The following is a 25607-nucleotide window of genomic DNA, read 5'->3' as shown; positions in this document are numbered from 1 at the left end:
ATGGAAAACCTGGCCCTCTGGTATCGCCGTTTTGGCGAGCCAGAAACCGTTCTGCAACCTGAAACCGCGCCGCTGGGGGCGCTTGCGCCGGGTCATCTCCGCGCGCGAATGCTGTTTTCCCCGGTGAACGCGTCCGATCTCATTCCCATCACCGGCGCCTACCGCCACCGAACCCCGTTACCGGCGGTAGCGGGATATGAAGGTGTCGGCGTTGTCACCGACGCGCCCGCGTCGTTTGCGCATCTGCTGGGTAAACGCGTCCTGCCGCTGCGCGGTCAAGGCACCTGGCAGCGCTATGTTGATTGCCCGGCAGAGTATGCCATCCCCGTTCCGGACGCTGTTGACGCACATCTGGCCGCGCGGGCCTATATCAACCCGCTGGCGGCGCAGATGATGCTTACCCGCTATCCGCCTCAGGGAAAGCGGGTGCTGCTCACGGCAGCCGGGTCGGATTGCGCCATCCTGCTGGGGCAGTGGGCGCGTCAGGCGGGTGCTGAAGCGGTGTACGGAATTCACCGTTCCGCCGTTCACGCTGAACGGCTGGTGGCGATGGGGATCATTCCCGTCGCGCAGCATGACGCGCAGAGGATCGGCTCCGTCGCCGCGCGTACCGACCTCGTCTACGATGCCACCGGCGGGCCGCTTGCGGAAGCGATCCTCAGCGTGATGCCCGAGCAGGGCATGTTTGTCTGCTACGGGCTGCTCTCCGGGCAAACGTTCAGACAGCAACGGCCCTTGCCGCGCGTGGCGTGGTTCCATATCCGAAACGGTCTGGATGCGCTCAGCGCCGAGGCGTGGCGCGCGGAGTTTGACCGCATCTGGCTTAATTTGCCCAACAGCGGGTACAGCGACGTTACGGTGTATCCACTGGCGGAATGGCAGAGGGCGATCGGTACGTATCGCGAAGGAGGAAGGACCCGCAAGCCCCTCCTGTCGATGGCGGACTGACCGCTATTGATGGCTCATATCGCTCAGCAGCACGGCGATGCTTTGCCCGCCCGCCGTCTGTTCCAGGCCAATCTTAACGATGATGGTCAGCGGGACGGAGAGCAGCATCCCCACCGGCCCGAGCAGCCAGCCCCAGAAAATCAGGGACAAAAAGACCACCAGCGTTGAGAGTCCCAGCCCCCGTCCCATCATGCGCGGCTCAAGAATGTTACCGAACACCAGATTGATGACCAGGTATCCGGCCAGCAGGATCAGCGCGTCATAAAGCCCGCTGAAAACCAGCACCTGAAGGATAGGGGGGATCGCCGCCAGCACGGAGCCGATGTTGGGAATGTAGTTAAGCGCAAACGCCAGCAGCCCCCAGACAAACGCAAAGCGAACGTCCAGCGCCAGAAGCATCACCCAGACGACGCCGCCCGTGACCAGGCTAATGGCGGTTTTCAGCACCAGATAGCGGGAGACGCTGTCCAGCGCGCGCTGAATCGCCCCCATTCCTTCAACCGGGCGGACCATTATCTGCTGCAGCTTTGCCGGCAGCTGCGGAACCTCCAGCAGCATGAACACCACCGTTAAAAACAGCAGGAAAATGGAGGTCATGGCATTGGAAAGCTGCGCCAGCAGGCTGGTGACGATCGTCATAGCCGCGTTGGGGTCGATGTATTTCAGGAGCTCCTCAACCGAGACTTCGATACCCGCGCGCTGCAGCCAGGGTTCCAGCTGCAGCAGCGGTATCGCCAGCGAAGAGCGGTATTTCGGAAGCGTTCGCGCCAGCTCATTTAGCGAGGTCCCCAGATACGCCATCAGCAAGACCATCGCCACAATAATGATGCTGATAAGCAGCGTGATGGCCAGCACGCGCGGAATGCGTAGCCGCGTCATGCGCTGTACCAGCGGATTAAGGATCACCGCAACAAACAGGGCCAGAATAAAAGGCACAATAATATCGGCGGCAAAACGAACGCCAGTCAGTATGATCACCAGCATGCCCAGCATGATGACAATTTTTAACCCGTTCAGGGTAATGATGGGTTTAGCCATGGTGACTCCGGAATAATCTTTTTATTTATAATAAAGGTGAAAGGCGTTGCAATAAACTAACCAAAATCAAACGGGATGGGTAAAGAATTGCAAAGGCTTTGAGTAAAATCCTAGCTTATGGTACAAATTTGGTGTGTTTAACTACCGAGGACAATTTTCATCCGCAAAGACGAGAAGCAACAACGCGGATAATTGTAATTTTATGGACAATATGTTCAGGACGTACTCTTCAAACAATACCGCTGTATACTCCACCTCCTTCTGCCTGCTTTCTGGTGAGCAACACTGGCGCACCGCACTATAGTCATTTCTTCTGCCTGAGCTGGCGCTAAGCGCTTAGCTGTCTGATTTCAATTCGTATTTTTTGGTTTGCTGCATGCAGCGGGCCACGATGGATTATATTCTCAAGCAGGAGAAAAACATGTTTTACTGGATCCTATTAGCGCTGGCAATTATCGCTGAAATTACCGGCACGCTGTCTATGAAGTGGGCAAGCGTCAGCGATGGCAACACCGGATTTATTTTGATGCTGGTGATGATTTCGCTTTCTTATATTTTCCTCTCGTTTGCGGTGAAAAAAATTGCGCTGGGCGTCGCGTATGCACTCTGGGAAGGGATCGGTATTTTGTTGATTACGCTGTTCAGCGTGCTGATATTTGACGAAACGTTAACAACAATGAAGGTCGCCGGATTAACGACGCTGGTCGCGGGTATTGTGTTGATTAAATCCGGTACCCGAAAGCCTGGCAAACAGCAGAAGGAGCAGAACCATGCAACAGTTTGAGTGGGTTCATGCGGCCTGGCTGGGGCTCGCCATCGTGCTGGAAATCCTGGCAAACGTTCTGCTGAAATTCTCGGATGGTTTTCGCCGTAAACTTTACGGCCTGATGTCGATTGCCGCGGTGCTGGGGGCGTTCAGCGCCCTGTCCCAGGCGGTAAAAGGGATCGATCTTTCGGTGGCCTATGCGCTGTGGGGTGGTTTTGGTATCGCCGCCACGCTGGCCGCAGGCTGGGTACTCTTCGGCCAGCGCTTAAATAACAAGGGCTGGATGGGGCTAATACTGCTGCTTGCCGGCATGATCATGATAAAACTCGCCTGACAGACCTCTATCCATGATTTACAGGCAGCGAAATTCGCTGCCTGTATTACGCTTAGAAAAGCAAAACATGAAGAGGATGGCTGATGTATCGCACATTAAGCTGGCGCAATATTCCCAATGCGAGAACGTTGTTTGCCATGGTCTTCATGGCGGGGATCGGCTTAATCATCTCCATCGTCGCGCTGCTCTATCTTTCCCTGCATCTTATCAGCACCAAAACCAACGAAATTGATGAACACCGCACGGCGCTTTCCGTGCAGGGGGCCATTCAGACCTCGGTTAACCGCGTCTCCTCTCTGGTGCTTGATAACGCCGTCTGGGACGATGCGGTGCGGGAGGCCTACCGTCCCACGCTCGATACCGACTGGCTGTACAACACCTGGGGTACCGGCTTTAAAATCAATAACCTCTATGACGGGACCTTCGTGCTGGATGAGCATTTCAACGTCCTCTGGGGATCGTTCCAAAGCCGGTCCTTTAACGAAAAAAACCTCGACTTCTTTGGCAACGGCCTCAAAGCGCTTATCGACCAGCACGGGCGAGCGCTCGCGGGCGAAAAAAATATCTATGCGGGGATCAGCCAGACGCGCACCGGCGTGGCCTTTGTCGGCATTGGGCTGATCCGCCCGATGGTCGGCAGGTTACAGATCCACGACGGAACGCGTCGCTATCTGGTGATTACCCGCCATCTGAACGCCAGAATCTTATCCGACCTGGGCAGCACCTTTCAGATCGATAACCTCCACTTTACCCCAGACAAAATTAACGAGCGCAGCATGCCGCTGCACAGTGCAGCAGGGGAGTTAGTCGGATTTCTGAACTGGCAGGCGCGGCTTCCGGGCGCGCAGGCTGCCCGGGCGGCATCTTCTGACATCAGGCAGATTGTGGTGCTGGCGTCGGCGCTGATCCTGCTTTTCATTCTGGTGAGCAGCGTGGGGCTGTACAAACTCGCGCGCGGCGAAAGCCAGGCGCGTCTGGTCGCAAGAACGGACTGGCTAAGCCATTTGCCTAACCGTCGCGCGCTCATTGAGGCGCTGGATCGGGTGCGTTTACGCGGCGATACCGACGTCAAAAGCGTGGTGTTTATCGATCTCGATGGCTTTAAGGATGTGAATGACATCTACGGCCACAGCGTCGGTGACGATCTCATCGTGGCGATAGCGAAAACGCTGAATGAACGCGTGCCGCCCGGCGGGATGCTGGCGCGCATGGGCGGGGATGAGTTCGCCATGACCATCGGCGGTGATGATGCAGAGGAGCAGGCTACCGCCTTTGCCGTTTCCGTGCTGGATTTTCTGACCACCCCGGTTCTGCTGGGGGAACGCACAATCCATATCGGTGCCAGCATCGGTATCGCCAGCGGAACCCTGACTGAATGCAACAGCTCGGAACTGTTTCGCCGCGCCGATATTGCCATGTATCACGCCAAAATGAGCGGGAAAGGGCGTATCACCCACTACGACGCGGAGCTGAACAGCGTCCGGGAACGCAAGCTGGCGATTGAAAATCAGATTCGTGACGGTCTGGAGCGCGATGAGTTTGAGGTCTGGTATCAGCCGATCGTTGACGCCCGCAGCCAGACAATGAGCAGCGTCGAAGCGCTGGTCCGCTGGCCGCGTCGCCCGGAGGGGCCGCTTGGTCCGGATACCTTTATCGCCATTGCGGAGACCAGCGGTCTGATTTACAAACTGGGTCAGTTTGTGCTGCAGCGGGCATGTGAGGATCTGCAGCCGTACGGTGAATTAAAGCTTTCCGTTAATATCTCGCCCGCGCAATTTCGCGACCCTGCCTTTGAAGAAAAAGTGGCCAGCGTGCTGGAGAGCACCCGTTTTCCGGCCCACCGGCTGCAGCTTGAGGTCACGGAGAGCTATGTGCTGGAAAATCCGCAGCGTGCCCGCATGGCGATAGCCAATCTCAAAGCGCTGGGCACCGCGGTGGCGCTGGATGATTTTGGTACCGGCTATTCCAGCATTGGCTATCTGCGGCGTTTTAACTTCGACACCATCAAGATCGATAAATCCCTGGCCGGGCTGGTGGACCACGATGAACAGGCGGCAGCGCTGGTGAGCGGCACGGTGCGGATCGCCAATGCGCTGGGCATGGCGGTGGTAGCAGAAGGGGTGGAAACCGAGAAGCAAATGAAACTGCTGCGGCTGGCTGGCTGCGATCAACTGCAGGGTTTTTGGTTCAGCCAGCCGATGCCGATTGAGTCAATCAGAGCGTTACGTAAGGTCAGACGCTGCTGATTTACTGCTGCGCCAGCGCTTCCAGCTGGTCGCGGAAACCGGTAACGGACAGGGCCCGGTTGTCGGCGCGCCACCGGTCTTTTGCCGCCGGGGCCGAGCTTTGTACACCGATCAGCTGCCAGCCGTTTTCCGTTTTCAGCATCAGCGGCGAACCGCTGTCGCCCGGCAACGTATCGCACTGATGCGAAAGCACGCTGTTTTGCGCCCAGCCCGTCACAATACAGTCGGTATGCGTATAAAGCGTATCAAGATGATCGACAGGATAGCCCGACTGCGTCACCTTTCGGTCGGCGGCTTTCAGCGCGGCGGTGAGTGCGGCTTTGTCGCCGTCAAATAACGGCAGCGGCGTAATGCCTGAAGGCGGGTAGCGTAAAACGATCAGGCCAAAATCCCATGAGGCGGCCGCCGGTGGCACTATCCAGCCGTCACCATCCGGTTTCAGTCGTTTGCCGAGAGACGGATCGACCCGGCCTTCAATGCCGTGGATTTCATAGCGCCAGGTCCCTTTTTGCGACACAAACCGCAAGGCAACCGCTTTATCCGGCTTGCCGTTTGGCGGTGTTAACAGACAGTGGCCTGCCGTCAGGGCAAGCTGTGGGGTGATCAACGTCGCGGTACATAAGTTACCGCTGGCGGTTTCCAGTTGACCTATTGCATCCCAGGGGGCCTGGGTGGGATCGGCGACGCGCGTACGATCGTCATGACCGAAAAAAAGCGTCTTTAGCTCTTTCGCGCTAATGGTGTCATCACCGCCATCATCCGCATGTGAGAATCCAGAAAAAAGACCAAACGTTCCCAGTAACAACACAACAGATTTACGCATATCACACTCTGGTGGGGGTAATTATGATTATTAAAAGTGAACCCTATGAAAATACTATAGACGGGACAGCGCTAAAGTGGGAGTAAAATCAGCGTGCTACAATCAGGAAAGATAAAAATGGCTTGCGATGAGCGCGCATAAAATAAGCAGGATCAGAATCAGCTCAAACCGATAGCGTCGCAGCATACGCCCTCCGGATAAAAAAAAACGGCGCGGAACCTGTTCCGGTTCAGCGCCGGTTTACCAACGTGCCCCGAAGGGCACGGTTAAGCTTGTACTCTTACGCAGCTGGCTGTGCAGCTGGTTTAGCAGCTTCGTGTTTTACTGCTTTTTTGTGATGCTTTTTAGCAGCCTGAGCTTTCTGTTCTACAGCTGGTTTAGCGGCTTTTTTGTGGTGCTTTTTGGCAGCCTGAGCTTTCTGCTCGGTTGGTGCTGCGGTTGCTGGTGCAGCGGCTTCTTTTTTCGCTGCAGCTTTGTGATGTTTCTTATGGTGAACCGCTTTTGCTGGCGCAGCGGTGGTGGTTGCAGCAGGTGCGGCAGCCGGTGCAGTAGTTGCGGTAGTGTCAGCAGCAAACGCAGCAGAAGACAGACCCATAGCAGCGGCAACAACCAGAGCTAATACTTTATTCATTCTCATACCCTCGAATTTGGTTTTTCATTTAACCCCACTGCGGGGCCGTTGAAATAACTATATCCCTGTAAATTCGAGGTTTCCGTGAGTGATTGGTATCGGCGTGTAACCATATGTACATTGCCGGGGTTCCTCAGAAAATATTGCCAGCACGGACGACCCCCTCTCCCTTGAGGGAGAGGGCTGGGGTGAGGGGGAACATACGGCTGTAGTGGTCATTCCGTTCACTTTATGTTCCTTGCTACTCGGTTACGACGTGACCGGTGAACGTGCCAGGGCGGCTCAATCGCCACCACCCTGGCGACCCGGGCTCCCGGCGGTAAATCACCGCTGCGCGGTACCTTCGGCTAATTCCTTCCGGCTTATCAGGGACGGGCGGAGGTAACGTCCCTGTAAAGCCCGCCCTCTCGGCGCATCCATGCGCCTCGCCCCGGCCGGAAGGCAAACGCCTCAGCGATTTACAGCCGGACCAGGGCATCGCTGCGAGTCAATCATTACGCTTCGAAAATCTGTATCGCTTCTGCTTAAAAAATTCACTGGAGGTACCTCAACCCCGGCAAAACAAATTACAAATAGCGCGAGATCAGATGTTCGCGGAAGTAACGGATATTCAGATCCTCGCCCGTCGCCTGGGTGATTAATTGCGACGTGCTGAAGCGGCTACCGTGCTGCCAGATGTTCTGACGCAGCCACTCAAAGAGTGCGGAAAAATCGCCCTCGGCGATGGAGGCCTGCAGACCCGGAAGTGCGGTGCTTGCGGCATGGAACAGCTGCGCGGCATACATAGCGCCAAGCGTATAGGACGGGAAGTAACCAAAACCGCCGTCGGTCCAGTGGATATCCTGCATACAGCCGTTGCGGTAGTTGTCTTTGGTGGATAACCCGAGCCAGGCCTGCATTTTCTCATCCCACAGGGCAGGAATATCGTCCACCTCTATCTCGCCGTTGATCAGCGCACGCTCAATCTCATAGCGCAGCACCACGTGTGCCGGGTAGCTCACTTCGTCCGCATCGACGCGGATATAGCCAGGCTTCACGCGCTGGTTCCAGGCAATAAAGTTCTCTTCGCTGAACGCCGCCTGGCTGCCAAAGCGGGCATGCACCGCAGGGAGAAGATGCTTGAGGAAGGCTTCACTGCGTCCCAGCTGCATTTCAAAGAACAGGCTCTGTGATTCATGGATTGCTGTTGAACGCGCCAGGGCAATCGGCTGTCCTGCCCACGCGCGCGGCAGGTTTTGTTCGTAGCGGGCGTGTCCGGTTTCGTGGATCACGCCAAACAGCGCGCTGAGCAGTTCATCCTCGTCATAGCGCGTGGTGATGCGCACGTCCTCCGGGACGCCGCCGCAGAACGGGTGCGCGCTCACGTCCAGGCGGCCGCCGTTAAAATCGAAGCCGAGCATCTTCATGGCTTCCAGGCCCAGCTCGCGCTGGGTTGCCGTCGGGAAGGGGCCCTGCGGGGGAATAAACGACCGTTGAGCCTGTTTTTCCACCACGTTTGCCAGCAGGTCCGGTAGCCAGGACTTCATATCGCCGAACAGAACGTCCAGACGCGCGCTGGTCATGTCGGGCTCAAAAATATCCAGCAGCGCGTCGTACGGCGTACAGCCTTTGGCTTCGGCCCGCAGGCGAGCCTCTTCGCGGCTGAGTTTGACCACCTCTTTCAGGTTGGCGGAAAAACCCTGCCAGTCGTTGGCTGGGCGCTGCGTGCGCCAGGCGTGTTCACACCTGCTGCCCGCGAGGGATTTGGCTTCCACCAGCGATTCCGGCAGCAGGGTGGCCTGCTGGTAGTGGCGCGTCATTTCGCGCAGGTTGGCCTGTTCGACGTCATTCAGATCTTCACCTGCCGCCGCCGCTAACAGGTCGCCGACTTTTTATCGGTCAGGATCTGGTGCTGCAGGACGCTCATCTCCGCCAGCGCCTCGCCGCGCGCGGCGCTGCCGCCGGGCGGCATCATGGTGAACATGTCCCAGCTGGCGATGGAGGAGAGGTGCGAGAAGCGGGAGAGGCGCTGGAAGATTTTCACAAGTGACTGATAGGCGGATGTTTTTTGCAATTCTTATTTCCTCTTGCCAGGGATGTGTTTCAGGGAGCATACAATGAAACAGACCAAATTCCCCAACATTTCCCACACGGAGGAAATCAATCCAGATCTCCTCCGTTGAAACCGTCGCCGGAATTCAGGGAGACGGTTTTCGGTGGGCACTTAGGCCTTATCACGCATAACCTGTTGCAGGATCGCCAGCGCCTGGGTGAACTGGGCATCCGGAATGGTCAGCGGATAAAGGAAGCGGATCACGTTGCCGTACTGGCCGCAAATCAACAGCAGCAGGCCCTGGGAGAGCGCCTTTTGCTGGATCGCCTGCGCGATGGCGGCCGACGGTTCACGGCTCTCGGGATCAAAAAACTCCGCCGCAATCATCGATCCTCTTCCCCTTATCGCCACGAGCGCAGGAAAACCGCCCTGAATCTCCTCCAGCGTGGCTTTCAGTCGATCGCCCAGATGACGGGCGCGCGCGCACAGTGACTCGCTGTCGATAATATTCAGCACCGCGTGCGCGGCGGCCACCGCCAGCGGGTTGCCTGCATAGGTCCCCCCCAGACCGCCGGGAGCCGGCGCGTCCATGATCCCGGCGTGGCCTACCACGCCGGACAGCGGCATTCCGCCTGCCAGGCTTTTAGCCATCGTCATCAGGTCGGGCTTGTCCGCGTAGTGTTCCATGGCAAACAGTTTACCCGTCCGGGCGAAGCCGCTCTGCACTTCGTCTGCAATCATCACGATCCCGTGCTCGTCGCAGATACGGCGGATGGCGGCCACCAGCTCAGGCGGGGCGACGTTGAATCCGCCTTCACCCTGAATGGGTTCAAAAATAATCGCCGCCACCTGTTTCGCCTCAATATCTGCTTTGAACAGGCGTTCTATCGCCGTGATGGCATCCTGGGTCGTTATGCCGTGCAGCTCGGAGGGATACGGCACGTGATAAACGGACCCCGGGAAGGGGCCAAATCCCAGCTTATAAGGCGCGACCTTGCCGGTTAACGCCATGGTCATATAGGTTCGGCCGTGAAAGCCTCCCCCGAAGGCAATCACGCCCGGTCTGCCGGTGTGGGCCCGGGCGATTTTAATGGCATTTTCCACTGCTTCCGCGCCCGTAGTGAAGAACGCCGTTTTGGCCGGGCTCTGCACCGGGGCCAGCTCGTTAAGTTTTTCGGCTAATGAAACGTAGCTTTCATACGGCACAATCTGGTAGGCCGTGTGGGTGAACTGGTGAAGCTGTTTTTCCACTGCGGCCACCAGTTCAGGATGACGATGGCCGGTATTCAGTACCGCGATCCCGGCGGCGAAATCGATATAGTCGTTGCCTTCCACGTCGGTAAGCGTGGCATTCTCCGCCGTGCGGGCAAAGAAATCACACATTACGCCTACGCCGCGCGGGGTGGCAGAAAGTCTGCGCTGATGAAATTCCTGGTTACTCATGTCAGATACCTTTTTGTCGAAACGATCATACGCCAAGACGATCGCGCAGGCTGTAATACGCCGCGCCCATCGCCGTGAATGGGATCCGCAGGCTGCGACCGCCCGGGAAGGGGTAGTGCGGGAGTTTGGCAAACGCATCAAAGCGCTCAGCGTCACCGCGCAACAGTTCCGAGATCAGCCGTCCGGCCAGGTGGGTGCAGGTCACGCCGTGGCCGCTGTAGCCCTGCATGTAATAGATGTTTTTATCCAGACGACCAAACTGCGGCATGCGTGACAGGGTCAGCAGGAAGTTGCCCGTCCAGCGGTAGTCGATTTTGACGCCTGCCAGCTGAGGGAAGGTTTTCAGCAGCTTTGGCATCACCATGCGCTCGACATCGTCCGGATCGCGCGCGCCATAGACGACGCCACCGCCGTACAGCAGGCGGTTGTCGGCGGTGAGACGGTAGTAATCCAGCAGGTAGTTGCAATCTTCCACGCAGTAGTTATTAGGGATCAGCGTGCGGACGACCTCTTCCGGCAGCGGGGCGGTGGTCACCACCTGGGTGCCGCAGGGCATGCTGCGTTTTGCCAGTTCCGGTTCTATCTTGTCGCCCAGATAGGCATTCCCGGCGACGATCACGTAGCGGGCCGTCACCTGGCCATGCTGCGTGCTCACCACGGCCGGGCTGGTGTGCTGAATGGCGGTCACCGGGGACTGTTCATATACCCGCCCGCCGTTCAGGCGAATGGCGTCCGCTTCGCCGATCGCCAGGTTCAGCGGATGAATGTGCCCCCCGCTGCGGTCCAGCAGCGCGCCGGTATAGCGCTCGCTATCGACTTCCCGGCGGATGGCGCTGGCGTCCAGCAGTTCCAACTGCGTGTTGCCGTAGCGTTCCCAGTTGGCTTTTTGCTCCTCCAGCGTCTCGAGCTGCTTATCGTTTAGCGCCACAAACAGCCCGCCGGGACGATAGTCGCACTGGATCTGATAGCGCTTGATACGCTCCCGGATGATTTCCCCGCCTTCAAACATCATGCTTCCGAGGACTCTGGCGGCATCAGGGCCGTAGTTTTTCTCAATCACGTCGATATCGCGGCTGTAGGAGTTAACCAGTTGGCCGCCGTTACGTCCGCTGGCGCCGAAGCCGATGCGCGCCCCTTCAAGGAGCACCACGTCGTAGCCCATTTCGGCGAGATGCAGCGCGGAGGAGAGGCCAGTATAGCCGCCGCCTACCACGCACACGTCGCAGCTGATCGACTCGTTAAGCGTCGGGAAAGGTTCGTAAGCGTTCGCGCTGGCCGCGTAGTAGCTGGTGGTATGTTCGGTCATGATTGAGGCTCCAGGGCAATCCAGATGGTTTTCAGTTCGGTAAATTTTTCCAGCGCGTGCAGGGACTTATCGCGACCGTTGCCGCTCTGCTTATAGCCGCCAAAGGGTACTGTCATATCACCGTCGTTATAGTTATTGACGAAGACCGAGCCTGCCTTCAGGCGGCGGCTCATGCGGTGCGCGCGGGAGAGATCGCGGGTCCATACCGCCGCGCCAAGCCCATATTCACTGTCGTTGGCCAGCGTTAAGGCTTCCTCTTCGGTTTTAAAACGGGTGACGACCAGCACCGGCCCGAAAATCTCTTCCCGGCACAGCGGGGAGGCAGGGTCGATGTCGACAAAAATGGTTGGACCTACTGCGGAAGGCCATGATTGTTCCCGCCCGTCCAGCAGCAGCGTACCTTTTTGGGTTCCCTCGCGAATAAACGTGTGGACGGTATCGGCGTGCGCAGCGTCGATGAGCATTCCCATCGTGCTGTCGGGGTCGAGCGGATCGCCCGGCTGCCAGTGACGGGCCTGCGCTTTCAGCCTTGCCAGGAAGTCATCGGCGATGCTCTCTTCGAGCAGCAGGCGGGTACCGGCGATGCAGACTTGCCCCTGGTTATAAAAAATCCCGGCGGCGGTTGCGCTCACGGCCTTGTCCAGGTCCGGACAGTCGGCAAAGATAATGTTGGCGCTCTTGCCGCCTGCCTCGAGCCAGACGCGCTTCATGTTGCTTTCACCCGCGTCCTTCAACAGCTGCTTGCCGGTACGGGTAGAGCCGGTAAACGTCAGCACCTCGACCTCCGGATGCAGTGCCAGCGCCTGGCCCGCTTCGTGGCCGTAACCGCTTATCACATTCAGCACGCCGTCCGGCAGGCCCGCCTCTTTCGCCAGCCCGGCCAGCCGCAGGGCGGAGAGCGGCGATTTCTCCGACGGTTTCAGTACCACGCTGTTGCCCGCGATCAGCGCCGGACCCAGCTTCCAGCAGGCCAGCAGCAGCGGGAAGTTCCAGGGGACGATGGCAGCGACAACCCCGATCGGCTCGCGCACGATCATCGCCAACTCGCCCGGACCCGTAGGCGCCACTTCGCCGTAGACTTTATCCGCCGCTTCGGCGTACCAGCGAATGGCGCGAGCAGCGCCGGGAATATCGTCGCGCAGGCTGTGGCGAATGGGTTTACCGGTGTCCTGCGTTTCCAGTAAGGCCAGCTCTTCGCCGTGGCGTTCCATCAAATCGGCGAGCTTATTTAGCACGGCCTTACGCTGAGCCGGAGACGCCTGCGACCAGTCACCGCGTTCAAATACCTCACGCGCGGCATGAACCGCACGGTCCACGTCCGCCTGCTTGCCCCGGGCCACGTTCGCCAGCGTCTTTTGGGTAGCGGGATTGACGGTTTCAAACGTGGCATTATCGGCGGCGTCACAATAGGCACCGTTAATAAATAGCCGGGTCTCAATAGCGCTGTTTTTTGCTTTATCCTGCCAGTAAGTCAGGTGCTGAAAATGCATATTCACTCCTTTCTTTCGCAATCAGATAAATAAAGGCATGGCCGTTTCAGGCAATACGAAGCCGTGGGGCATCCCGGGAATTAACCCGTTGAATGCCGACATTAATCGTTTTTATTTGTCCCGGCGTAAGCGCGCTTACGCCGGGACCAAGTGGTAATTAGAACGTGGTGGGGGTGTGGGCACTGATAATGCGGCAGATGCCTGCCGAGGTGTTGCTGAAGCTGTGCGGTATGCCGGTATTGATGGCATAGCTCTGCCCCGCAACCAGGTGATAAGGCTGGCCATTAATGGTCAGCACTATTTCACCTTCCAGTATCGTACCGATCTCCTCACCCTGATGTTTGATCCTCTCTCCGGTCGTGGTTCCAGGCTGGTAAGTTTCAAAAATCATCGCCAGCGTACGGTTCGGATTTCCGTTATGAACCAGCTTCATCGAAACACCCTGACTGCCTATTTCGATAAGGTCTTCCTGATTAATAACCACCTGCGGTTCATCAGGTTTTTCCGGTTCCGAAAAGAATTCCGAGAGCGACAGCCCATAAACTTTCAGCAGCTTTTGCAGCGTACTGATGGCAGGACTGACTTTATCCTGCTCAATGGTGCTGATGGCACTGTGTGTTAACCCAGACAGTTCGGCGGCACGCCGCTGCGAGAGACCCAGCTGCTGGCGGATCTCTGACAGACGTTTCCCTGGCGCCAGTCCGTCATCGCTCATAGTTGCATTTCCTTTACGATAGTGGTCAAAGCCGTTGCTTCTCGGCAACGTGGCTTTGACAGGCGGTGATAAAACCTTCAAACAACATGCGTGACAGGGCGTACTCGCTGCTGTTCCATTCGGGGTGCCATTGCACGCCGAGGGCAAAAGGGTGGTCATGAACGCTAACCGCTTCGACCAGCCCGTCCGTCGAGCGGGCCTCCACGCGAAGCCGTGGTCCTAACGTTCGTGCACCTTGCCCGTGTAACGAGTTTACCCAAAATTTGTTACAGCCTGGTATTAATTGAGACAGCAGTCCTCCCTCCTGAACCTGAACTTCATGAGACGGGGCGTATTGTAGCTCAACCGGCAGTTCAGCATCCTCCCGGTGTTCAAGCAGATCGTTCTGCTCGAACAGGCGGCGATACAGCGTTCCTCCCGTCGCAACAACCAGTTCCTGCAGCCCCCGGCAGATGGCGAAAATGGGGATGCGCCTTTCGAGCGCGGCGGCAATCAGCGCCATACTCAGAAGATCTCGCCCGGGATCGGCGTTAGGCTCATCGCCGTTTTCACCATACAGGTGCGGCTGCACGTTACTTGGGCTGCCCGGCAGGTAAATTCCGTCCAGGGTTGGCAGCAGAGCGGTCATTAGCTCTGGCTCTGCCAGCGCATGCGGTAAGGCAATAGGTAAGCCCCCCGCGTTAATAACGGCATTCAGGTATTTTTCTTGCAGGGTTTGGGTCTCATGACCCTTAAGCCTGTTTCTGCACATCACCACGCCAATAACTGGCTTGTTCATTATATTTTCCATGATCGCCCTCACAAAGTGGACTAAATTTAGGCCATTATCGCCTCTGAAACGGCCTTTTCGTTCAATATTTTCTCAATCTAGCAACGGGATCTGCCTTTTGCAAACTTAATTTAACATTTGACAAACAATTTGTTTGCATACAGATTCGATAGAGTGGACATTATATTTGACAGTCCTGAGCAGCGAACGCAAAACCCAAAAACGGTGGTAAATCATGGAAACCAATATCGTAGAAGTTGAGAACTTTGTGCAGCACACGGATGAGAGGCGGGGCAGCGCCTTTACGCAGGAAGTGAAGCGCTATTTAGAAAAGTATCCTGACACCCAGTTTATTGACGTCCTCCTGACCGACCTGAACGGCTGTTTTCGCGGCAAACGCATCCCGGTTGCCGGACTGAGCAAACTTGAAAAAGGCTGCTATTTCCCGGCATCGGTTTTCGCCATGGACATTTTGGGTAACGTAGTGGAAGAGGCGGGCCTGGGGCAGGAGCTCGGCGAGCCGGACTGTATCTGCGTGCCGGTGCCGGGCACCCTGACGCCGTCCGCCGCCGACCCGGAATACATTGGTCAGGTGCAGCTCACCATGGTCGATGAAGATGGCGCTCCCTTTGACGTTGAGCCGCGGAACGTACTCAACCGACTCTGGCAGCAGCTGCGCCAGCGCGGTCTGTTCCCCGTGGTAGCGGTAGAGCTGGAGTTCTATTTACTTGACCGCAAACGCGATGCCGAAGGCTATCTGCAGCCACCCTGCGCGCCGGGCACCGACGTGCGTAACACGCAGAGTCAGGTCTACTCGGTTGATAACCTGAACCACTTTGCTGACGTGCTGAATGACATTGACGAGCTGGCGCAGCTGCAGCTGATCCCCGCCGACGGAGCAGTGGCCGAGGCCTCTCCGGGCCAGTTTGAGATTAACCTGCACCATACGGAAAACGTGCTTGATGCCTGCGATGATGCGCTGGCGCTAAAACGTCTCGTCAGGCAGATGGCGGAAAAACATAAGATGCACGCCACGTTTATGGCAAAGCCGTATGAAGAGCATGCAGGGAGCGGGATGCATATCCATATCAGCATGCAAAACAACAGAGGCGAAAACGTGCTCGCAGACGCCAGCGGCGAGGATTCCGCGCTGCTGAAGCGCGCGCTGGCCGGGATGATCGATCTGATGCCGGCGTCCATGGCGCTGCTGGCACCGAACGTCAACTCCTACCGCCGTTTCCAGCCGGGAATGTACGTACCGACGCAGGCGTCATGGGGACACAACAATCGCACGGTTGCCCTGCGTATCCCCTGCGGCGATCGCCATAACCACCGGGTCGAGTACAGGGTGGCGGGAGCAGACGCGAACCCGTATCTGGTGATGGCGGCGATTTTTGCCGGCATTTTACACGGGCTGGATAACGATTTACCCCTGCAGGAAGAAGTTGAAGGCAATGGCCTGGAGCAGGACGGGCTGCCGTTCCCGATCCGTCAGAGCGATGCGCTGTGGGAATTTATGCAAAACGATAATCTTCGAGAGCGGCTGGGCGAACGTTTCTGCCACGTCTATCACGCCTGCAAAAATGATGAGTTGCTGCAGTTTGAACGCCTGATTACCGAAACTGAAATTGAGTGGATGCTGAAAAACGCCTGATGACGTGCCCCGGTAAGGGGCCGCTTTGTTTCATCGCATACGTATCACCAAACGGCCTGCGCGGAGCCTGGCCGAACTGTTCGCTGGCACGCCAGCTATCTCCCGGGAGTCGCGTTATGGAGCGCAGGCGGCACAGGGATTTTCTTAACGACACTGTGTGACGAGGTAGGAAATGATGCAGATGTTCAACTATCCGCAGGGCGAAGGGGGCCAGTCAGGCTCCTGCTGTGAGTGCGAGCCAGAGACGGTGCGCTGGTACGATCGCGTTTGTTCTTTACAATTTCCCCCTTTGCTAAGCAGGTTTGCGTTAAGGTCAACGCGATTGCAAACCACGGTAAGCATGGGGGGGACGGTTTATGGCGACTAACACGTCTCTTGACTCGCCGGGCATGGCCGGAAAAACCCGGCTGCGCAGCTCCCTCAAGCTCTGGCAGGTGGTCATGATGGGGCTGGCTTACCTCACCCCCATGACCGTGTTTGATACCTTCGGCATTGTGTCTGGTATCAGCAATGGCCACGTGCCCGCCTCGTATCTCCTGGCGCTGGCTGGCGTCATGTTTACCGCCATCAGCTACGGCAAGCTGGTGCGACAGTTCCCGGAAGCGGGCTCTGCGTTCACCTACACGCAGAAATCGATCGGACCCCACCTGGGTTTCATGGTCGGCTGGTCATCGCTGCTGGACTATCTCTTCCTGCCGATGATCAACGTGCTGCTGGCGAAGATCTACCTTTCCGCGCTGTTCCCCGAAGTTCCGCCGTGGGTCTGGGTGGTAGGGTTTGTGACGATCCTGACGCTGGCGAACCTGAAGAGCGTTAATTTGGTCGCCAACTTTAACACCCTGTTTGTGCTGGTGCAGGTCGCCATCATGGTGGTGTTTATCATTCTCGTGGTGCATGGTCTCCACAAGGGTGAGGGTGTCGGCACCGTCTGGTCGCTCCAGCCGTTTATCAGCGAGAACGCACACCTGATCCCTATTATTACCGGCGCGACTATCGTCTGCTTCTCTTTCCTCGGCTTTGACGCGGTCACCACGCTGTCGGAAGAGACGCCAAACGCGGCGCGGGTGATTCCCAAAGCCATTTTCCTGACCGCACTGTATGGCGGGCTGATATTCATTGTTGCCTCGTTTTTCATGCAGCTCTTTTTCCCGTCAATCGCGCGCTTCAAGAACCCGGACGCCGCGCTGCCGGAAATTGCGCTGTACGTAGGCGGCAAGCTCTTCCAGTCGGTATTTCTGTGTACAACGTTTGTGAATACGCTCGCTTCAGGACTGGCCTCGCACGCCAGCGTCTCACGCTTGCTGTATGTGATGGGGCGTGACAACGTCTTTCCGGAGCGGGTGTTTGGCTACGTGCATCCGAAATGGCGTACTCCGGCCCTGAACGTCATTATGGTAGGGATAGTGGCGCTGTCGGCCCTGTACTTTGACCTCGTGACCGCGACGGCGCTGATCAACTTTGGCGCGCTGGTGGCGTTTACGTTTGTTAATCTCTCGGTGTACAACCATTTCTGGCGGCGTAAGGGGCTGAACAAAACGTGGAAAGATCGGTTCCACTATCTCCTGCTGCCGCTCATTGGTGCCGTAACGGTCGGCGTGCTGTGGATAAACCTCGAAGCAACGTCCCTGACCCTTGGCCTTATCTGGGCGGCACTGGGGATCCTTTACCTGACATGGCTAACGCGCCGTTTCCGAAAGCCGCCTCCGCAGTTTGAAGCCGCTAAGATAGAGCAGGCCTGGGATTCCTGAACGTGAAACGGCACCAGTCCGCTGGTGCCGTTTATCGGGATCGTTCGTCTTACCGGAGATCAGTCCCTTATTATCTCAGACGTTTATGAAGACTTGCTCCCACCAGCAGCGCCGCGCACAGCATCAGCGCGATAAACCCGCCCACACCGTTCCAGCCGTAGCTATGCCAGAACACGCCGCCGAGGGTCCCGGCGATGCTGGAACCCAGGTAATAGCTAAACAGATACAGCGACGATGCCTGGCCTTTGGCGCGACGCGCGCGCGGGCCAATCCAGCTGCTGGCGACCGAGTGAGCCGCGAAGAACCCCGCGGAGAAGAGCAGCATGCCGGCAAAAATAAGCCACAGGGAGGAGAAGAGCGTCAGCAGCAGGCCGACCAGCATCACCGCCGTGAAGAACAGCATCACCGGGCCGCGCCCATAGCGTGCGGTCATCGCCCCGGCCTTCGGTGAACTCCACGTTCCGGTCAAATAAGCAACCGAGAGTAAACCGACGATAGCCTGACTCAGATGCCACGGCGAGAGCATCAGGCGGTAGCCAATATAGTTAAACAGCGTGACGAACGAGCCCATCAGCAGGAAGCCGACCAGAAACAGGCGCGGCAGCCCTTTGTCACGCCAGTGCAGGCGGAAGTTGATAAACAGCGTTTTTGGGCGCAGGGAGGTCGGGCGGAAATGGCGCGATTCCGGCAGAATTTTCCAGAACATCAGGGCTGATGCCAGCGCAAAACACCCGATGACCGCCAGCGCAATACGCCAGCTAAAGAAGTCGGTAAACACCCCGCTCAGCAGGCGTCCGCTCATTCCGCCAATCGAGTTCCCGCTGATGTAAAGCCCCATAGAAAAAGCAACAAAGCTCGGGTGGATCTCCTCGCTGAGGTAGGTCATCCCGACCGCCGCCACGCCGCTGAGAGAGAGCCCAATCAGCGCGCGCATCACCAGAATGCCGTGCCAGCTGGTCATCATCGTCGAGAGCAAGGTGCAGACCGATGCCAGCATCAGCGCGGTCACCATCACCTGTTTACGGCCTATGGCATCCGAGAGCGGGCCGGTAAAGAGCAGGCCAATCGCCAGCATCCCGGTTGAAATTGAAAGTGAAATACTGCTGCTGGCAGGCGATACGCCAAACTCATGAGAGAGAACGGGCAGGATCGGCTGAACGCAATAGAGCAGGGCGAAGGTCGCCAGACCGGCGGAAAAGAGCGCCAGCGTGACGCGCATAAATTGGGGGGTACCACGTTTAATAAACTGGACCGGCTGCGGTGCTGCGGGTAAATCATTGATATCGCTTGCCGGATCGATATCAATAGTAGTTGTACGACTCACACAGTTTCCTTGCTTAAACATCCCCGTGATTTCTGGTGACGGGTATGACCACGTGTTCAGGGTAGGAAAATGTAAATATTCTGTCTAATATATTAATAATCTCAAATGATACTTTAAAAATATGAATATCGAGCTGCGTCATCTTCGCTACTTTGTCGCCGTCGCCGAGGAGCTGCATTTTGGCCGCGCGGCGGCACGGCTGAATATCTCTCAGCCACCGTTAAGCCAGCAGATTCAGATCCTGGAACAGCAGGTCGGGGCGCGCCTTCTGGCCCGCACCAACCGCAGCGTGAGCCTGACGGCGGCGGGTAGGCAGTTCCTGATCGACAGCCGACAAATTCTGAGCATGGTCGATGACGCCGCCGCTCGGGCAGAACGGCTCTATCTCGGGGAAGCGGGAGAGCTGCGAATCGGGTTCACCTCGTCCGCGCCGTTTATCAGCGCCGTCTCGGAGACCCTTTCGTCATTCCGTCGTCACTTTCCGGATGTTCATATTCAGACGCGCGAAATCAACACCCGCGAGCAGATTGCGCCGCTGAATGAAGGTTCGCTGGATCTGGGGCTGATGCGTAACACCCAGCTGCCGGACACGCTGGCGTGGGAGGTGATCCTGCGCGAGCCGCTGATGGCGATGATCCCACACGATCACCCGCTGGCGTCGCGTCCGGCGGTCTCGCTGGCAGAGCTGGCAAAAGAGCCGTTTGTTTTTTTTGACCCCCAGGTCGGGACGGGTCTGTATGACGATATCCTGGGACTGATGCGCCGCTACGATCTTGCCCCGGTCATTACCCAGGAGGTGGGGGAAGCGATGACGATTATAGGCCTGGTCGCGGCCGGGCTGGGCGTGTCGATTCTTCCGGCCTCCTTTAAGCGGGTACAGTTGCGCGAAATGCGCTGGGTGACCATCGCCGAAGAGGACGCCGTTTCAGAGATGTGGCTGGTCTGGTCGAAACATCGCGAGCAGAGCCACGCCGCGCAGCGCTTCAAACAGCAGTTAATTAGCGCCTCTGCCGGACGGCATTCCCAGGGAAAAGGGGGCAAAAATGTGCGGTAAATCACATGGCTAAGTAAATATTTGACGACGGACATGGAAGTGCTTCACCATAGCAAACAGTTTATTTCGAAGCTCGAAAATAAGGGAGTACGAGGTGGTTGCTGATAGTCAGCCAGGGCACATCGATCAGATTAAGCAGACCAACGCTGGCGCGGTGTATCGCCTGATTGATCAGCTTGGTCCGGTTTCGCGTATCGATCTTTCGCGCCTGGCACAGCTGGCACCTGCCAGTATCACCAAAATTGTCCGCGAGATGCTGGAAGCGCACCTGGTTCAGGAGACGGAAATTCAGGAGCCGGGCAGCCGTGGCCGTCCGGCAGTCGGGCTGGTGGTTGAAACGGAAGCGTGGCACTACCTGTCGCTGCGCATCAGCCGGGGGGAGATCTTCCTCGCGCTGCGCGACCTGAGCAGCAAGCTGGTGGTGGAAGACCGCCTTGAACTGCCGCTCAACGCGGAGGAACCGCTCCTCGACGCGATTGTGTCGCACATCGATCACTTCTTTATTCGCCATCAGCAGCGGCTCGAACGCTTAACGGCGATTGCCATCACCATGCCGGGGATTATTGATACCGAAAACGGTATTGTTCACCGCATGCCGTTTTACGACGACGTCAAAGAGATGCCGCTGGGCGAGGTGCTGAAAAATCATACCGGCGTGCCGGTCTATATTCAGCATGACATTAGCGCCTGGACGATGGCAGAGGCGCTGTTTGGCGCGTCGCGCGGCGCGAGGGATGTGATTCAGGTGGTCATCGACCATAACGTCGGGGCGGGCGTGATCACCGACGGACGTCTTCTCCACGCCGGAAGCAGCAGCCTGGTGGAAATTGGCCACACCCAGGTCGACCCGTACGGCAAGCGCTGCTACTGCGGGAACCACGGCTGTCTGGAGACCATTGCCAGCGTGGAAAGCGTGCTGGAACTGGCGCAGGTCCGGCTCGGCCAGTCCATGAGCTCCTCGCTGCACGGACAACCCTTAACGGTGGACTCTCTCTGCGCCGCCGCGCGCGAGGGCGATCTGCTGGCGAAGGACATTATTACCGGGGTGGGGAATAACGTTGGCCGCATTCTGGCGATTATGGTGAACCTCTTCAACCCGCAAAAAATCCTCATTGGCTCGCCGCTGAGCCAGGCGGCAGAGATCCTCTTCCCGGCGATCTCGGCCTGTATCCATCAGCAGTCGCTTCCCGCCTACAGCAAAAATATTGCGGTAGAAAGCACCCAGTTTTCCAACAAGGGTACGATGGCAGGTGCGGCGCTGGTCAAAGATGCCATGTATAACGGCTCGCTGTTGATCCGCCTGTTACAGGGTTAACTCTTTTCCGCAGATGTAAGAAAAATTGCGCTATCTCAAGCCGGGTAGCGCACGCATCCCGTAGACTTCCTCCACTGAATTATTTACCTGGTTTATATTTTCGAAGCATACCCAAGAGGTGGAGTGAGTCATGCTTAAGCGTTTCTTTGTTACTGGTACAGATACCTCTGTCGGCAAGACCGTCGTATCCCGCGCATTGCTGCAGGCGCTGGCAGCAAGCGGTAAACGCGTGGCAGGGTACAAACCGGTCGCAAAAGGCAGTAAAGAGACGCCAGAGGGATTGCGTAATAAAGACGCCCTGGTGCTGCAAAGCGTCTCGTCACTGGAGCTGCCTTATCACGCGGTCAATCCCATTGCGTTAAGCGAAGACGAGAGCAGCGTGGCGCACAGCGGCCTGATTAATTATCCCCTGCTGTCCGACGGCCTGGCGAACCTGAGCGAGAAGGTTGACCACGTGGTGGTTGAAGGGACGGGCGGCTGGCGCAGCCTGATGAATGACCTGCGCCCGCTGTCTGAATGGGTCGTGCAGGAGCAGCTTCCGGTAGTGATGGTGGTGGGGATCCAGGAAGGGTGCATCAACCACGCGCTGCTGACGGCTCAGGCGATTGCCAATGACGGCCTGCCGCTGGTTGGCTGGGTGGCAAACCGCATTAACCCAGGCCTGGCGCACTACGCGGAGATCATCGACGTGCTGAGCACCAAGCTGCCCGGGCCGCTGGTGGGCGAGCTGCCTTATCTGCCTCGCGCCGAGCAGCGCGAGCTAGCGCAGTACATCGATCTCTCTGCCCTCGGTGGCGTGTTGACCGTAGATCGAGTCGTGGCGTAACGTCCGCGACAACACGGACGCCACCACGCAGGCGACCAGCAGGCCGGGCAGTAGAAAATACTGCCCGGTCATTTCACAGACCATCAGCGCCGACATAATGGGCGCATGCGTGGTCGCGGCAAGTAGCGTTGCCATCCCCGCCAGACCCAGCAGAATCGCCGTTTCAGAACCCGGCAGCCACAGCGCGAACAGCTGCGTGAACAGCATCCCCGTTGCCATACCGACAAACAGCGTGGGCGTAAACACCCCGCCCGGCGCGCCCGAACCGCTGCTCGCCAGTACCGCCAGCAGTTTACAGATGAACACCCCGGCAATCACCGACAGCAGCGGCGGCGCGAGCAGAAAAGCCTGAACCACGCTGTAGCCATTCCCCCATACCTTCGGCGTCAGGAGAGACAGCAGCCCGACGATCGCACCGCCCAGCGCTAATTGCCACGGCGGCGAAAGCTTGAGGCGCAGGAAAAGAGCGTGGCTGAACGCCATCAGCCACATCAGCAGCGGTCCGCAGAGGCCTGCCACCAGCCCCATCGCGACCAGCAGGGCATAATCGGCCGCGGTGAGGATGCCGCTCAGATGGACCGCGTAGAGCGTACCGGCACCCGGTGCCAGAAGCTGCGTCGTAAGAAGCGCCACCACCGCCGCAATGACTACGGGGCCGAGCGAGGCCAGCATCAGCGTGCCAAACAGAATCTCAGCAATAAACAGGCTTCCGGCCAGGGGAGCATGGTAGGCGCTGGCCATCCCGGCGGCGGCACCGCAGGCTATCCATAATTTCCATTCGGATTTGGGCGTAAAGCGCCGGGCGAAAAAGGAGGCGGCGAGGGCGGCAAGCAGGATCATCGCACCTTCACGCCCGATGGCGCTTCCGCTGGCCACGACCAGCAGCGACGCAAGGGATTTCACAAGGCTGGCGCCGTAGTCAAACTGACCGTCACCGGTCTCCAGCGCTTCCATATAATCGGTGGGGGCATGAGGCCGCTGCGCCGTCAGACGCTGCCATCCCCATAGCAGCAGCCCGGCGGCCAGCCCACCCAGCGCTGGCGTCAGCGCGCGCCGCCAGGGCGAGAGCGACGCGGCGGCATTCACCAGGCTGCCGCTGTCGTTGCTGAGAAGCAGCCACTCCAGCAGGTACATGCTGTGGCGGAACACCGCCACGGCCAGCGCGGCCAGCACGCCGGTGACGGTGGCAATCAGCAGTCGGCGAAACATCGCGCGGATGTCGGGGTACGTATGAAGACGTTGCATGAGTCGCGATTAAACGGGGACGATACAATATTGTGGCGGCAAATAGCGGGGTTAGCAAAAGGTATGCGTGCGAAAAAGCCGGGCGATGCCCGGCCAGAAAGGTTAGCTGTCGCTATGAATATTCAGCGCCCGGCGCGTACGCCCTGAACTCAGGTACTCGGCAATATAGTCCTGCGAAATCTCGCCGTTGTAGCGACCGTCCTCATCCACGATCGGCATCCAGCTGGTATTACTCTCATACAGACGTGAAAGCACTACGCGCAGGTTGTCTTCCGCTTTGCCGGTCATGCGGAACGGATGCAGGATGTCGGCGCAGGTACCGCTGGCGTTTCGCGCTTCGCGACGCTTCACAAAGCCCAGCGGTTTGCCGTGCTCGTCGACAACGGTAATCGCGCGAATATCATTATCATCCATGGTCGCAAAGGCGTCGGGAAGCGGAGTAGAGCCCCGCACCGTAATGGTCGGCTGCTGGTCGGTGACGTCGCCCGCCGAGACCAGCAGCAGGCGCTTCAGGGTGCGGTCCTGGCCGACAAACGAGCCGACAAACTCATTCGCCGGTTTCGCCAGCAGCTCATCCGGGCTGGCGCACTGCACGATTTTCCCCTGACGGAACACCGCTATACGGTCGCCGAGCTTCAGGGCTTCGTCGATATCGTGGCTCACCAGCATGACGGTTTTTTTCAGCTTGCGCTGCATCTCCAGGAACTGGTTCTGGATCACCTCGCGGTTGATCGGGTCCACCGCGCCGAAGGGTTCATCCATCAGCAGTACCGGAGGATCCGCCGCCAGGGCGCGGATGACGCCTATACGCTGCTGCTGGCCGCCGGACATTTCACGCGGGTAGCGATTCAGGAACTTATGCGGATCCATCGCGACCATATCCATCAGCTCTTCGGCGCGGGTTTTGCAGCGCGCTTTATCCCAGCCCAGCATGCGCGGCACGACGGTGATGTTCTCTTCGATGGTCATGTTCGGGAACAGGCCAATCTGCTGGATCACGTAGCCGATGTTGCGGCGCAGGGTGACGGTGTCCATCCCGCTGGTGTCTTCACCGTTGATCAGGATCGTCCCGCTGCTTGGGGTAATGAGGCGGTTAATCATCTTCAGGGTGGTGGTCTTCCCGCAGCCGGACGGGCCGAGCAGGACACACATTTCCCCTTCGGGCACGTTCAGGTTGACGTTATCGACGGCCTTAAAGGTCTGGCCGTGCTTCTGTGAAAATTGTTTGGTGAGGTTTTCCAGTTTTATCATTATCGAATCCCCTTTGGAGTCAGAACCACCTGCAGACGGTGCAGCAGCCAGTCGAGCACAATCGCTAAAAGACAAATCATCAGCGCGCCCGCAATCAACATGCGAATATCGCTTCCACCGATGCCGTTGAGCAGCAGCAGGCCCAGGCCGCCTGCGCCGATGACGGCGGCAATCGCCATCACGCCGATATTCATCACCACGGCGGTGCGGATCCCACCGAAAATCACCGGCAGCGCCATCGGGATCTCGACCCAGCGCAGGCGCTGCCAGAAGGTCATGCCGATGCCGCGGCCGGCTTCGCGCAGGCCCGGCGGCAGGCTGTCGAGCGCCGTATGGGTGTTACGCACTATTGGCAGCAGCGAGTAGAGAAACACCGCCGTAATCGCGGGCAGGGCACCAATACCCTGACCGATCAGCGAAAACAGCGGGATCATCAGGCCAAACAGGGCGATGGACGGAATGGTCAGCACGATGGTGGCTATCCCCAGCACCGGCGTTGCCAGCCACTTATGGCGGACAATCAGAATGCCCAGCGGTACGCCGATGATGATGGCTAAACCTACGGCCAGCGCCACCAGCCACAGGTGCTGCAGCGTCAGGGTTAAGAGGTAATCCCAGTTGTCCAGAATGTAGTGAATCGTCTCCATAG

General features: G+C 58.0%; 23 protein-coding genes and 1 pseudogene. 11 read left to right on the top strand and 13 right to left on the bottom strand.

Translation table 11 applies throughout. The annotated features are described in order from the left end of the window. On the top strand, positions 1 to 948 hold the full coding sequence (locus V4835_RS13200) for a zinc-dependent alcohol dehydrogenase family protein (protein WP_331412439.1): 948 nt from the start codon (positions 1 to 3) through the stop codon (positions 946 to 948). 3 nt (positions 949 to 951) lie between these two features. Here V4835_RS13200 and V4835_RS13195 read toward each other — a convergent pair whose 3' ends face one another. Continuing rightward, positions 952 to 1986 carry an AI-2E family transporter gene (locus V4835_RS13195; protein WP_213328439.1) on the bottom strand — a complete coding sequence of 345 codons (1035 nt, stop codon included), beginning with the start codon at positions 1984 to 1986 and terminating at the stop codon, positions 952 to 954. Between the two features lie 133 nt (positions 1987 to 2119). Between V4835_RS13195 and V4835_RS24410 the strand changes: the two genes are divergently transcribed. From V4835_RS24410 to V4835_RS13180, 4 genes are all read left to right on the top strand, one after another. Next, entirely contained in the window at positions 2120 to 2290 is a 171-nt protein-coding gene (locus tag V4835_RS24410) for a protein YdgV (RefSeq protein ID WP_085930315.1), read from the top strand. A gap of 117 nt (positions 2291 to 2407) precedes the next feature. Continuing rightward, positions 2408 to 2770, top strand: coding sequence for a multidrug/spermidine efflux SMR transporter subunit MdtJ (gene mdtJ / locus V4835_RS13190; protein WP_029739354.1), 363 nt, complete (start codon positions 2408 to 2410; stop codon positions 2768 to 2770). After that, positions 2757 to 3086, top strand: coding sequence for a multidrug/spermidine efflux SMR transporter subunit MdtI (mdtI, locus tag V4835_RS13185; protein ID WP_024909144.1), 330 nt, complete (start codon positions 2757 to 2759; stop codon positions 3084 to 3086). Before mdtJ ends, mdtI begins: the two co-directional genes overlap by 14 nt. 83 nt (positions 3087 to 3169) lie before the next feature. After that, positions 3170 to 5332, top strand: coding sequence for a bifunctional diguanylate cyclase/phosphodiesterase (locus tag V4835_RS13180; RefSeq protein WP_331412438.1), 2163 nt, complete (start codon positions 3170 to 3172; stop codon positions 5330 to 5332). Position 5333: 1 nt separating this feature from the next. On the opposite strand, the gene V4835_RS13175 is transcribed toward V4835_RS13180, so the two are convergent. The 8 genes and pseudogenes from V4835_RS13175 to puuD all read right to left on the bottom strand — a co-directional run bounded on the left by V4835_RS13175 (position 5334) and on the right by puuD (position 14562). Then, on the bottom strand, positions 5334 to 6155 hold the full coding sequence (locus tag V4835_RS13175) for a trypsin-like serine peptidase (RefSeq protein WP_063143028.1): 822 nt from the start codon (positions 6153 to 6155) through the stop codon (positions 5334 to 5336). A gap of 280 nt (positions 6156 to 6435) precedes the next feature. Next, positions 6436 to 6786 (bottom strand): acid resistance repetitive basic protein Asr, encoded by a 351-nt coding sequence (asr, locus tag V4835_RS13170; RefSeq protein WP_331412437.1) that lies wholly within the window; start codon positions 6784 to 6786, stop codon positions 6436 to 6438. A gap of 566 nt (positions 6787 to 7352) precedes the next feature. Next, positions 7353 to 8839: pseudogene (locus V4835_RS13165) on the bottom strand (carboxypeptidase M32). 150 nt (positions 8840 to 8989) lie between these two features. Next, positions 8990 to 10261 (bottom strand): 4-aminobutyrate transaminase, encoded by a 1272-nt coding sequence (gene puuE, locus V4835_RS13160; RefSeq protein WP_331412436.1) that lies wholly within the window; start codon positions 10259 to 10261, stop codon positions 8990 to 8992. Between the two features lie 25 nt (positions 10262 to 10286). Next, a complete protein-coding gene (locus V4835_RS13155) occupies positions 10287 to 11567 on the bottom strand; it encodes an NAD(P)/FAD-dependent oxidoreductase (protein WP_331412435.1) in 1281 nt (426 codons plus the stop codon). Then, a complete protein-coding gene (puuC, locus tag V4835_RS13150; RefSeq protein WP_331412434.1) occupies positions 11564 to 13057 on the bottom strand; it encodes an aldehyde dehydrogenase PuuC in 1494 nt (497 codons plus the stop codon). The genes V4835_RS13155 and puuC overlap by 4 nt, the downstream gene beginning before the upstream one ends. Positions 13058 to 13214: 157 nt before the next feature. Continuing rightward, positions 13215 to 13772, bottom strand: a complete 558-nt coding sequence (gene puuR, locus V4835_RS13145; protein ID WP_013096835.1) for an HTH-type transcriptional regulator PuuR — start codon at positions 13770 to 13772, stop codon at positions 13215 to 13217. A gap of 25 nt (positions 13773 to 13797) precedes the next feature. Further along, on the bottom strand, positions 13798 to 14562 hold the full coding sequence (puuD, locus tag V4835_RS13140; RefSeq protein WP_063143032.1) for a gamma-glutamyl-gamma-aminobutyrate hydrolase: 765 nt from the start codon (positions 14560 to 14562) through the stop codon (positions 13798 to 13800). Positions 14563 to 14776: 214 nt separating this feature from the next. On the opposite strand from puuD, the gene V4835_RS13135 reads away from it, so the two are divergent. The 3 genes from V4835_RS13135 (at position 14777) to V4835_RS13130 (ending at position 17943) form a co-directional block, all read left to right on the top strand. Beyond that, entirely contained in the window at positions 14777 to 16195 is a 1419-nt protein-coding gene (locus V4835_RS13135) for a glutamine synthetase family protein (protein ID WP_063143033.1), read from the top strand. Positions 16196 to 16367: 172 nt separating this feature from the next. Continuing rightward, the gene (locus tag V4835_RS24405) at positions 16368 to 16562 is read left to right on the top strand and encodes a YmjE family protein (RefSeq protein WP_063143034.1); all 195 of its coding nucleotides are present in this window, start codon (positions 16368 to 16370) and stop codon (positions 16560 to 16562) included. Beyond that, positions 16552 to 17943, top strand: a complete 1392-nt coding sequence (locus tag V4835_RS13130; RefSeq protein WP_331412433.1) for an APC family permease — start codon at positions 16552 to 16554, stop codon at positions 17941 to 17943. The genes V4835_RS24405 and V4835_RS13130 overlap by 11 nt, the downstream gene beginning before the upstream one ends. Positions 17944 to 18013: 70 nt before the next feature. Here the strand turns inward: V4835_RS13130 and V4835_RS13125 are convergent, their stop codons facing one another. Beyond that, a complete protein-coding gene (locus V4835_RS13125) occupies positions 18014 to 19267 on the bottom strand; it encodes an MFS transporter (protein WP_331412432.1) in 1254 nt (417 codons plus the stop codon). Positions 19268 to 19388: 121 nt separating this feature from the next. Between V4835_RS13125 and V4835_RS13120 the strand changes: the two genes are divergently transcribed. From V4835_RS13120 to bioD, 3 genes are all read left to right on the top strand, one after another. Continuing rightward, positions 19389 to 20321, top strand: coding sequence for a LysR family transcriptional regulator (locus V4835_RS13120; protein ID WP_331412431.1), 933 nt, complete (start codon positions 19389 to 19391; stop codon positions 20319 to 20321). A 94-nt stretch (positions 20322 to 20415) separates the two neighbouring features. Then, positions 20416 to 21636: a sugar metabolism global transcriptional regulator Mlc gene (mlc, locus tag V4835_RS13115; RefSeq protein WP_063143038.1), complete on the top strand. Its 1221-nt coding sequence runs from the start codon at positions 20416 to 20418 to the stop codon at positions 21634 to 21636. A 130-nt stretch (positions 21637 to 21766) separates the two neighbouring features. Then, positions 21767 to 22462 carry a dethiobiotin synthase gene (bioD, locus tag V4835_RS13110; protein WP_063143039.1) on the top strand — a complete coding sequence of 232 codons (696 nt, stop codon included), beginning with the start codon at positions 21767 to 21769 and terminating at the stop codon, positions 22460 to 22462. Here bioD and clcB read toward each other — a convergent pair. The 3 genes from clcB to osmW all read right to left on the bottom strand — a co-directional run bounded on the left by clcB (position 22397) and on the right by osmW (position 25605). After that, a complete protein-coding gene (gene clcB / locus V4835_RS13105) occupies positions 22397 to 23707 on the bottom strand; it encodes a voltage-gated ClC-type chloride channel ClcB (protein WP_331412430.1) in 1311 nt (436 codons plus the stop codon). The genes bioD and clcB overlap by 66 nt on opposite strands. Before the next feature lie 102 nt (positions 23708 to 23809). After that, entirely contained in the window at positions 23810 to 24958 is a 1149-nt protein-coding gene (gene osmV, locus V4835_RS13100) for an osmoprotectant ABC transporter ATP-binding protein OsmV (protein ID WP_063143041.1), read from the bottom strand. Continuing rightward, positions 24958 to 25605 (bottom strand): osmoprotectant ABC transporter permease OsmW, encoded by a 648-nt coding sequence (osmW, locus tag V4835_RS13095; protein WP_006808875.1) that lies wholly within the window; start codon positions 25603 to 25605, stop codon positions 24958 to 24960. The genes osmV and osmW overlap by 1 nt, the downstream gene beginning before the upstream one ends. Positions 25606 to 25607 lie beyond the last annotated feature (2 nt).

It is taken from the genome of Enterobacter cloacae complex sp. CARB60, assembly GCF_036487345.1.
Lineage (GTDB): Bacteria > Pseudomonadota > Gammaproteobacteria > Enterobacterales > Enterobacteriaceae > Enterobacter > Enterobacter asburiae_D.
This window is presented reverse-complemented; position numbering and strand designations above follow the sequence as displayed.

Coding starts and splice junctions, on each gene's coding strand:
- V4835_RS13155 (WP_331412435.1), bottom strand. CDS start 11,567: ATGACCGAACATACCACCAGCTACTACGCGGCCAGCGCGAACGCTTAC.
- V4835_RS13180 (WP_331412438.1), top strand. CDS start 3,170: ATGTATCGCACATTAAGCTGGCGCAATATTCCCAATGCGAGAACGTTG.
- puuD (WP_063143032.1), bottom strand. CDS start 14,562: ATGGAAAATATAATGAACAAGCCAGTTATTGGCGTGGTGATGTGCAGA.
- puuC (WP_331412434.1), bottom strand. CDS start 13,057: ATGCATTTTCAGCACCTGACTTACTGGCAGGATAAAGCAAAAAACAGC.
- bioD (WP_063143039.1), top strand. CDS start 21,767: ATGCTTAAGCGTTTCTTTGTTACTGGTACAGATACCTCTGTCGGCAAG.
- V4835_RS13135 (WP_063143033.1), top strand. CDS start 14,777: ATGGAAACCAATATCGTAGAAGTTGAGAACTTTGTGCAGCACACGGAT.
- osmV (WP_063143041.1), bottom strand. CDS start 24,958: ATGATAAAACTGGAAAACCTCACCAAACAATTTTCACAGAAGCACGGC.
- V4835_RS13200 (WP_331412439.1), top strand. CDS start 1: ATGGAAAACCTGGCCCTCTGGTATCGCCGTTTTGGCGAGCCAGAAACC.
- mdtI (WP_024909144.1), top strand. CDS start 2,757: ATGCAACAGTTTGAGTGGGTTCATGCGGCCTGGCTGGGGCTCGCCATC.
- asr (WP_331412437.1), bottom strand. CDS start 6,786: ATGAATAAAGTATTAGCTCTGGTTGTTGCCGCTGCTATGGGTCTGTCT.
- V4835_RS13175 (WP_063143028.1), bottom strand. CDS start 6,155: ATGCGTAAATCTGTTGTGTTGTTACTGGGAACGTTTGGTCTTTTTTCT.
- puuE (WP_331412436.1), bottom strand. CDS start 10,261: ATGAGTAACCAGGAATTTCATCAGCGCAGACTTTCTGCCACCCCGCGC.
- V4835_RS24405 (WP_063143034.1), top strand. CDS start 16,368: ATGATGCAGATGTTCAACTATCCGCAGGGCGAAGGGGGCCAGTCAGGC.
- V4835_RS13195 (WP_213328439.1), bottom strand. CDS start 1,986: ATGGCTAAACCCATCATTACCCTGAACGGGTTAAAAATTGTCATCATG.
- V4835_RS13120 (WP_331412431.1), top strand. CDS start 19,389: ATGAATATCGAGCTGCGTCATCTTCGCTACTTTGTCGCCGTCGCCGAG.
- V4835_RS13130 (WP_331412433.1), top strand. CDS start 16,552: ATGGCGACTAACACGTCTCTTGACTCGCCGGGCATGGCCGGAAAAACC.
- puuR (WP_013096835.1), bottom strand. CDS start 13,772: ATGAGCGATGACGGACTGGCGCCAGGGAAACGTCTGTCAGAGATCCGC.
- osmW (WP_006808875.1), bottom strand. CDS start 25,605: ATGGAGACGATTCACTACATTCTGGACAACTGGGATTACCTCTTAACC.
- clcB (WP_331412430.1), bottom strand. CDS start 23,707: ATGCAACGTCTTCATACGTACCCCGACATCCGCGCGATGTTTCGCCGA.
- mdtJ (WP_029739354.1), top strand. CDS start 2,408: ATGTTTTACTGGATCCTATTAGCGCTGGCAATTATCGCTGAAATTACC.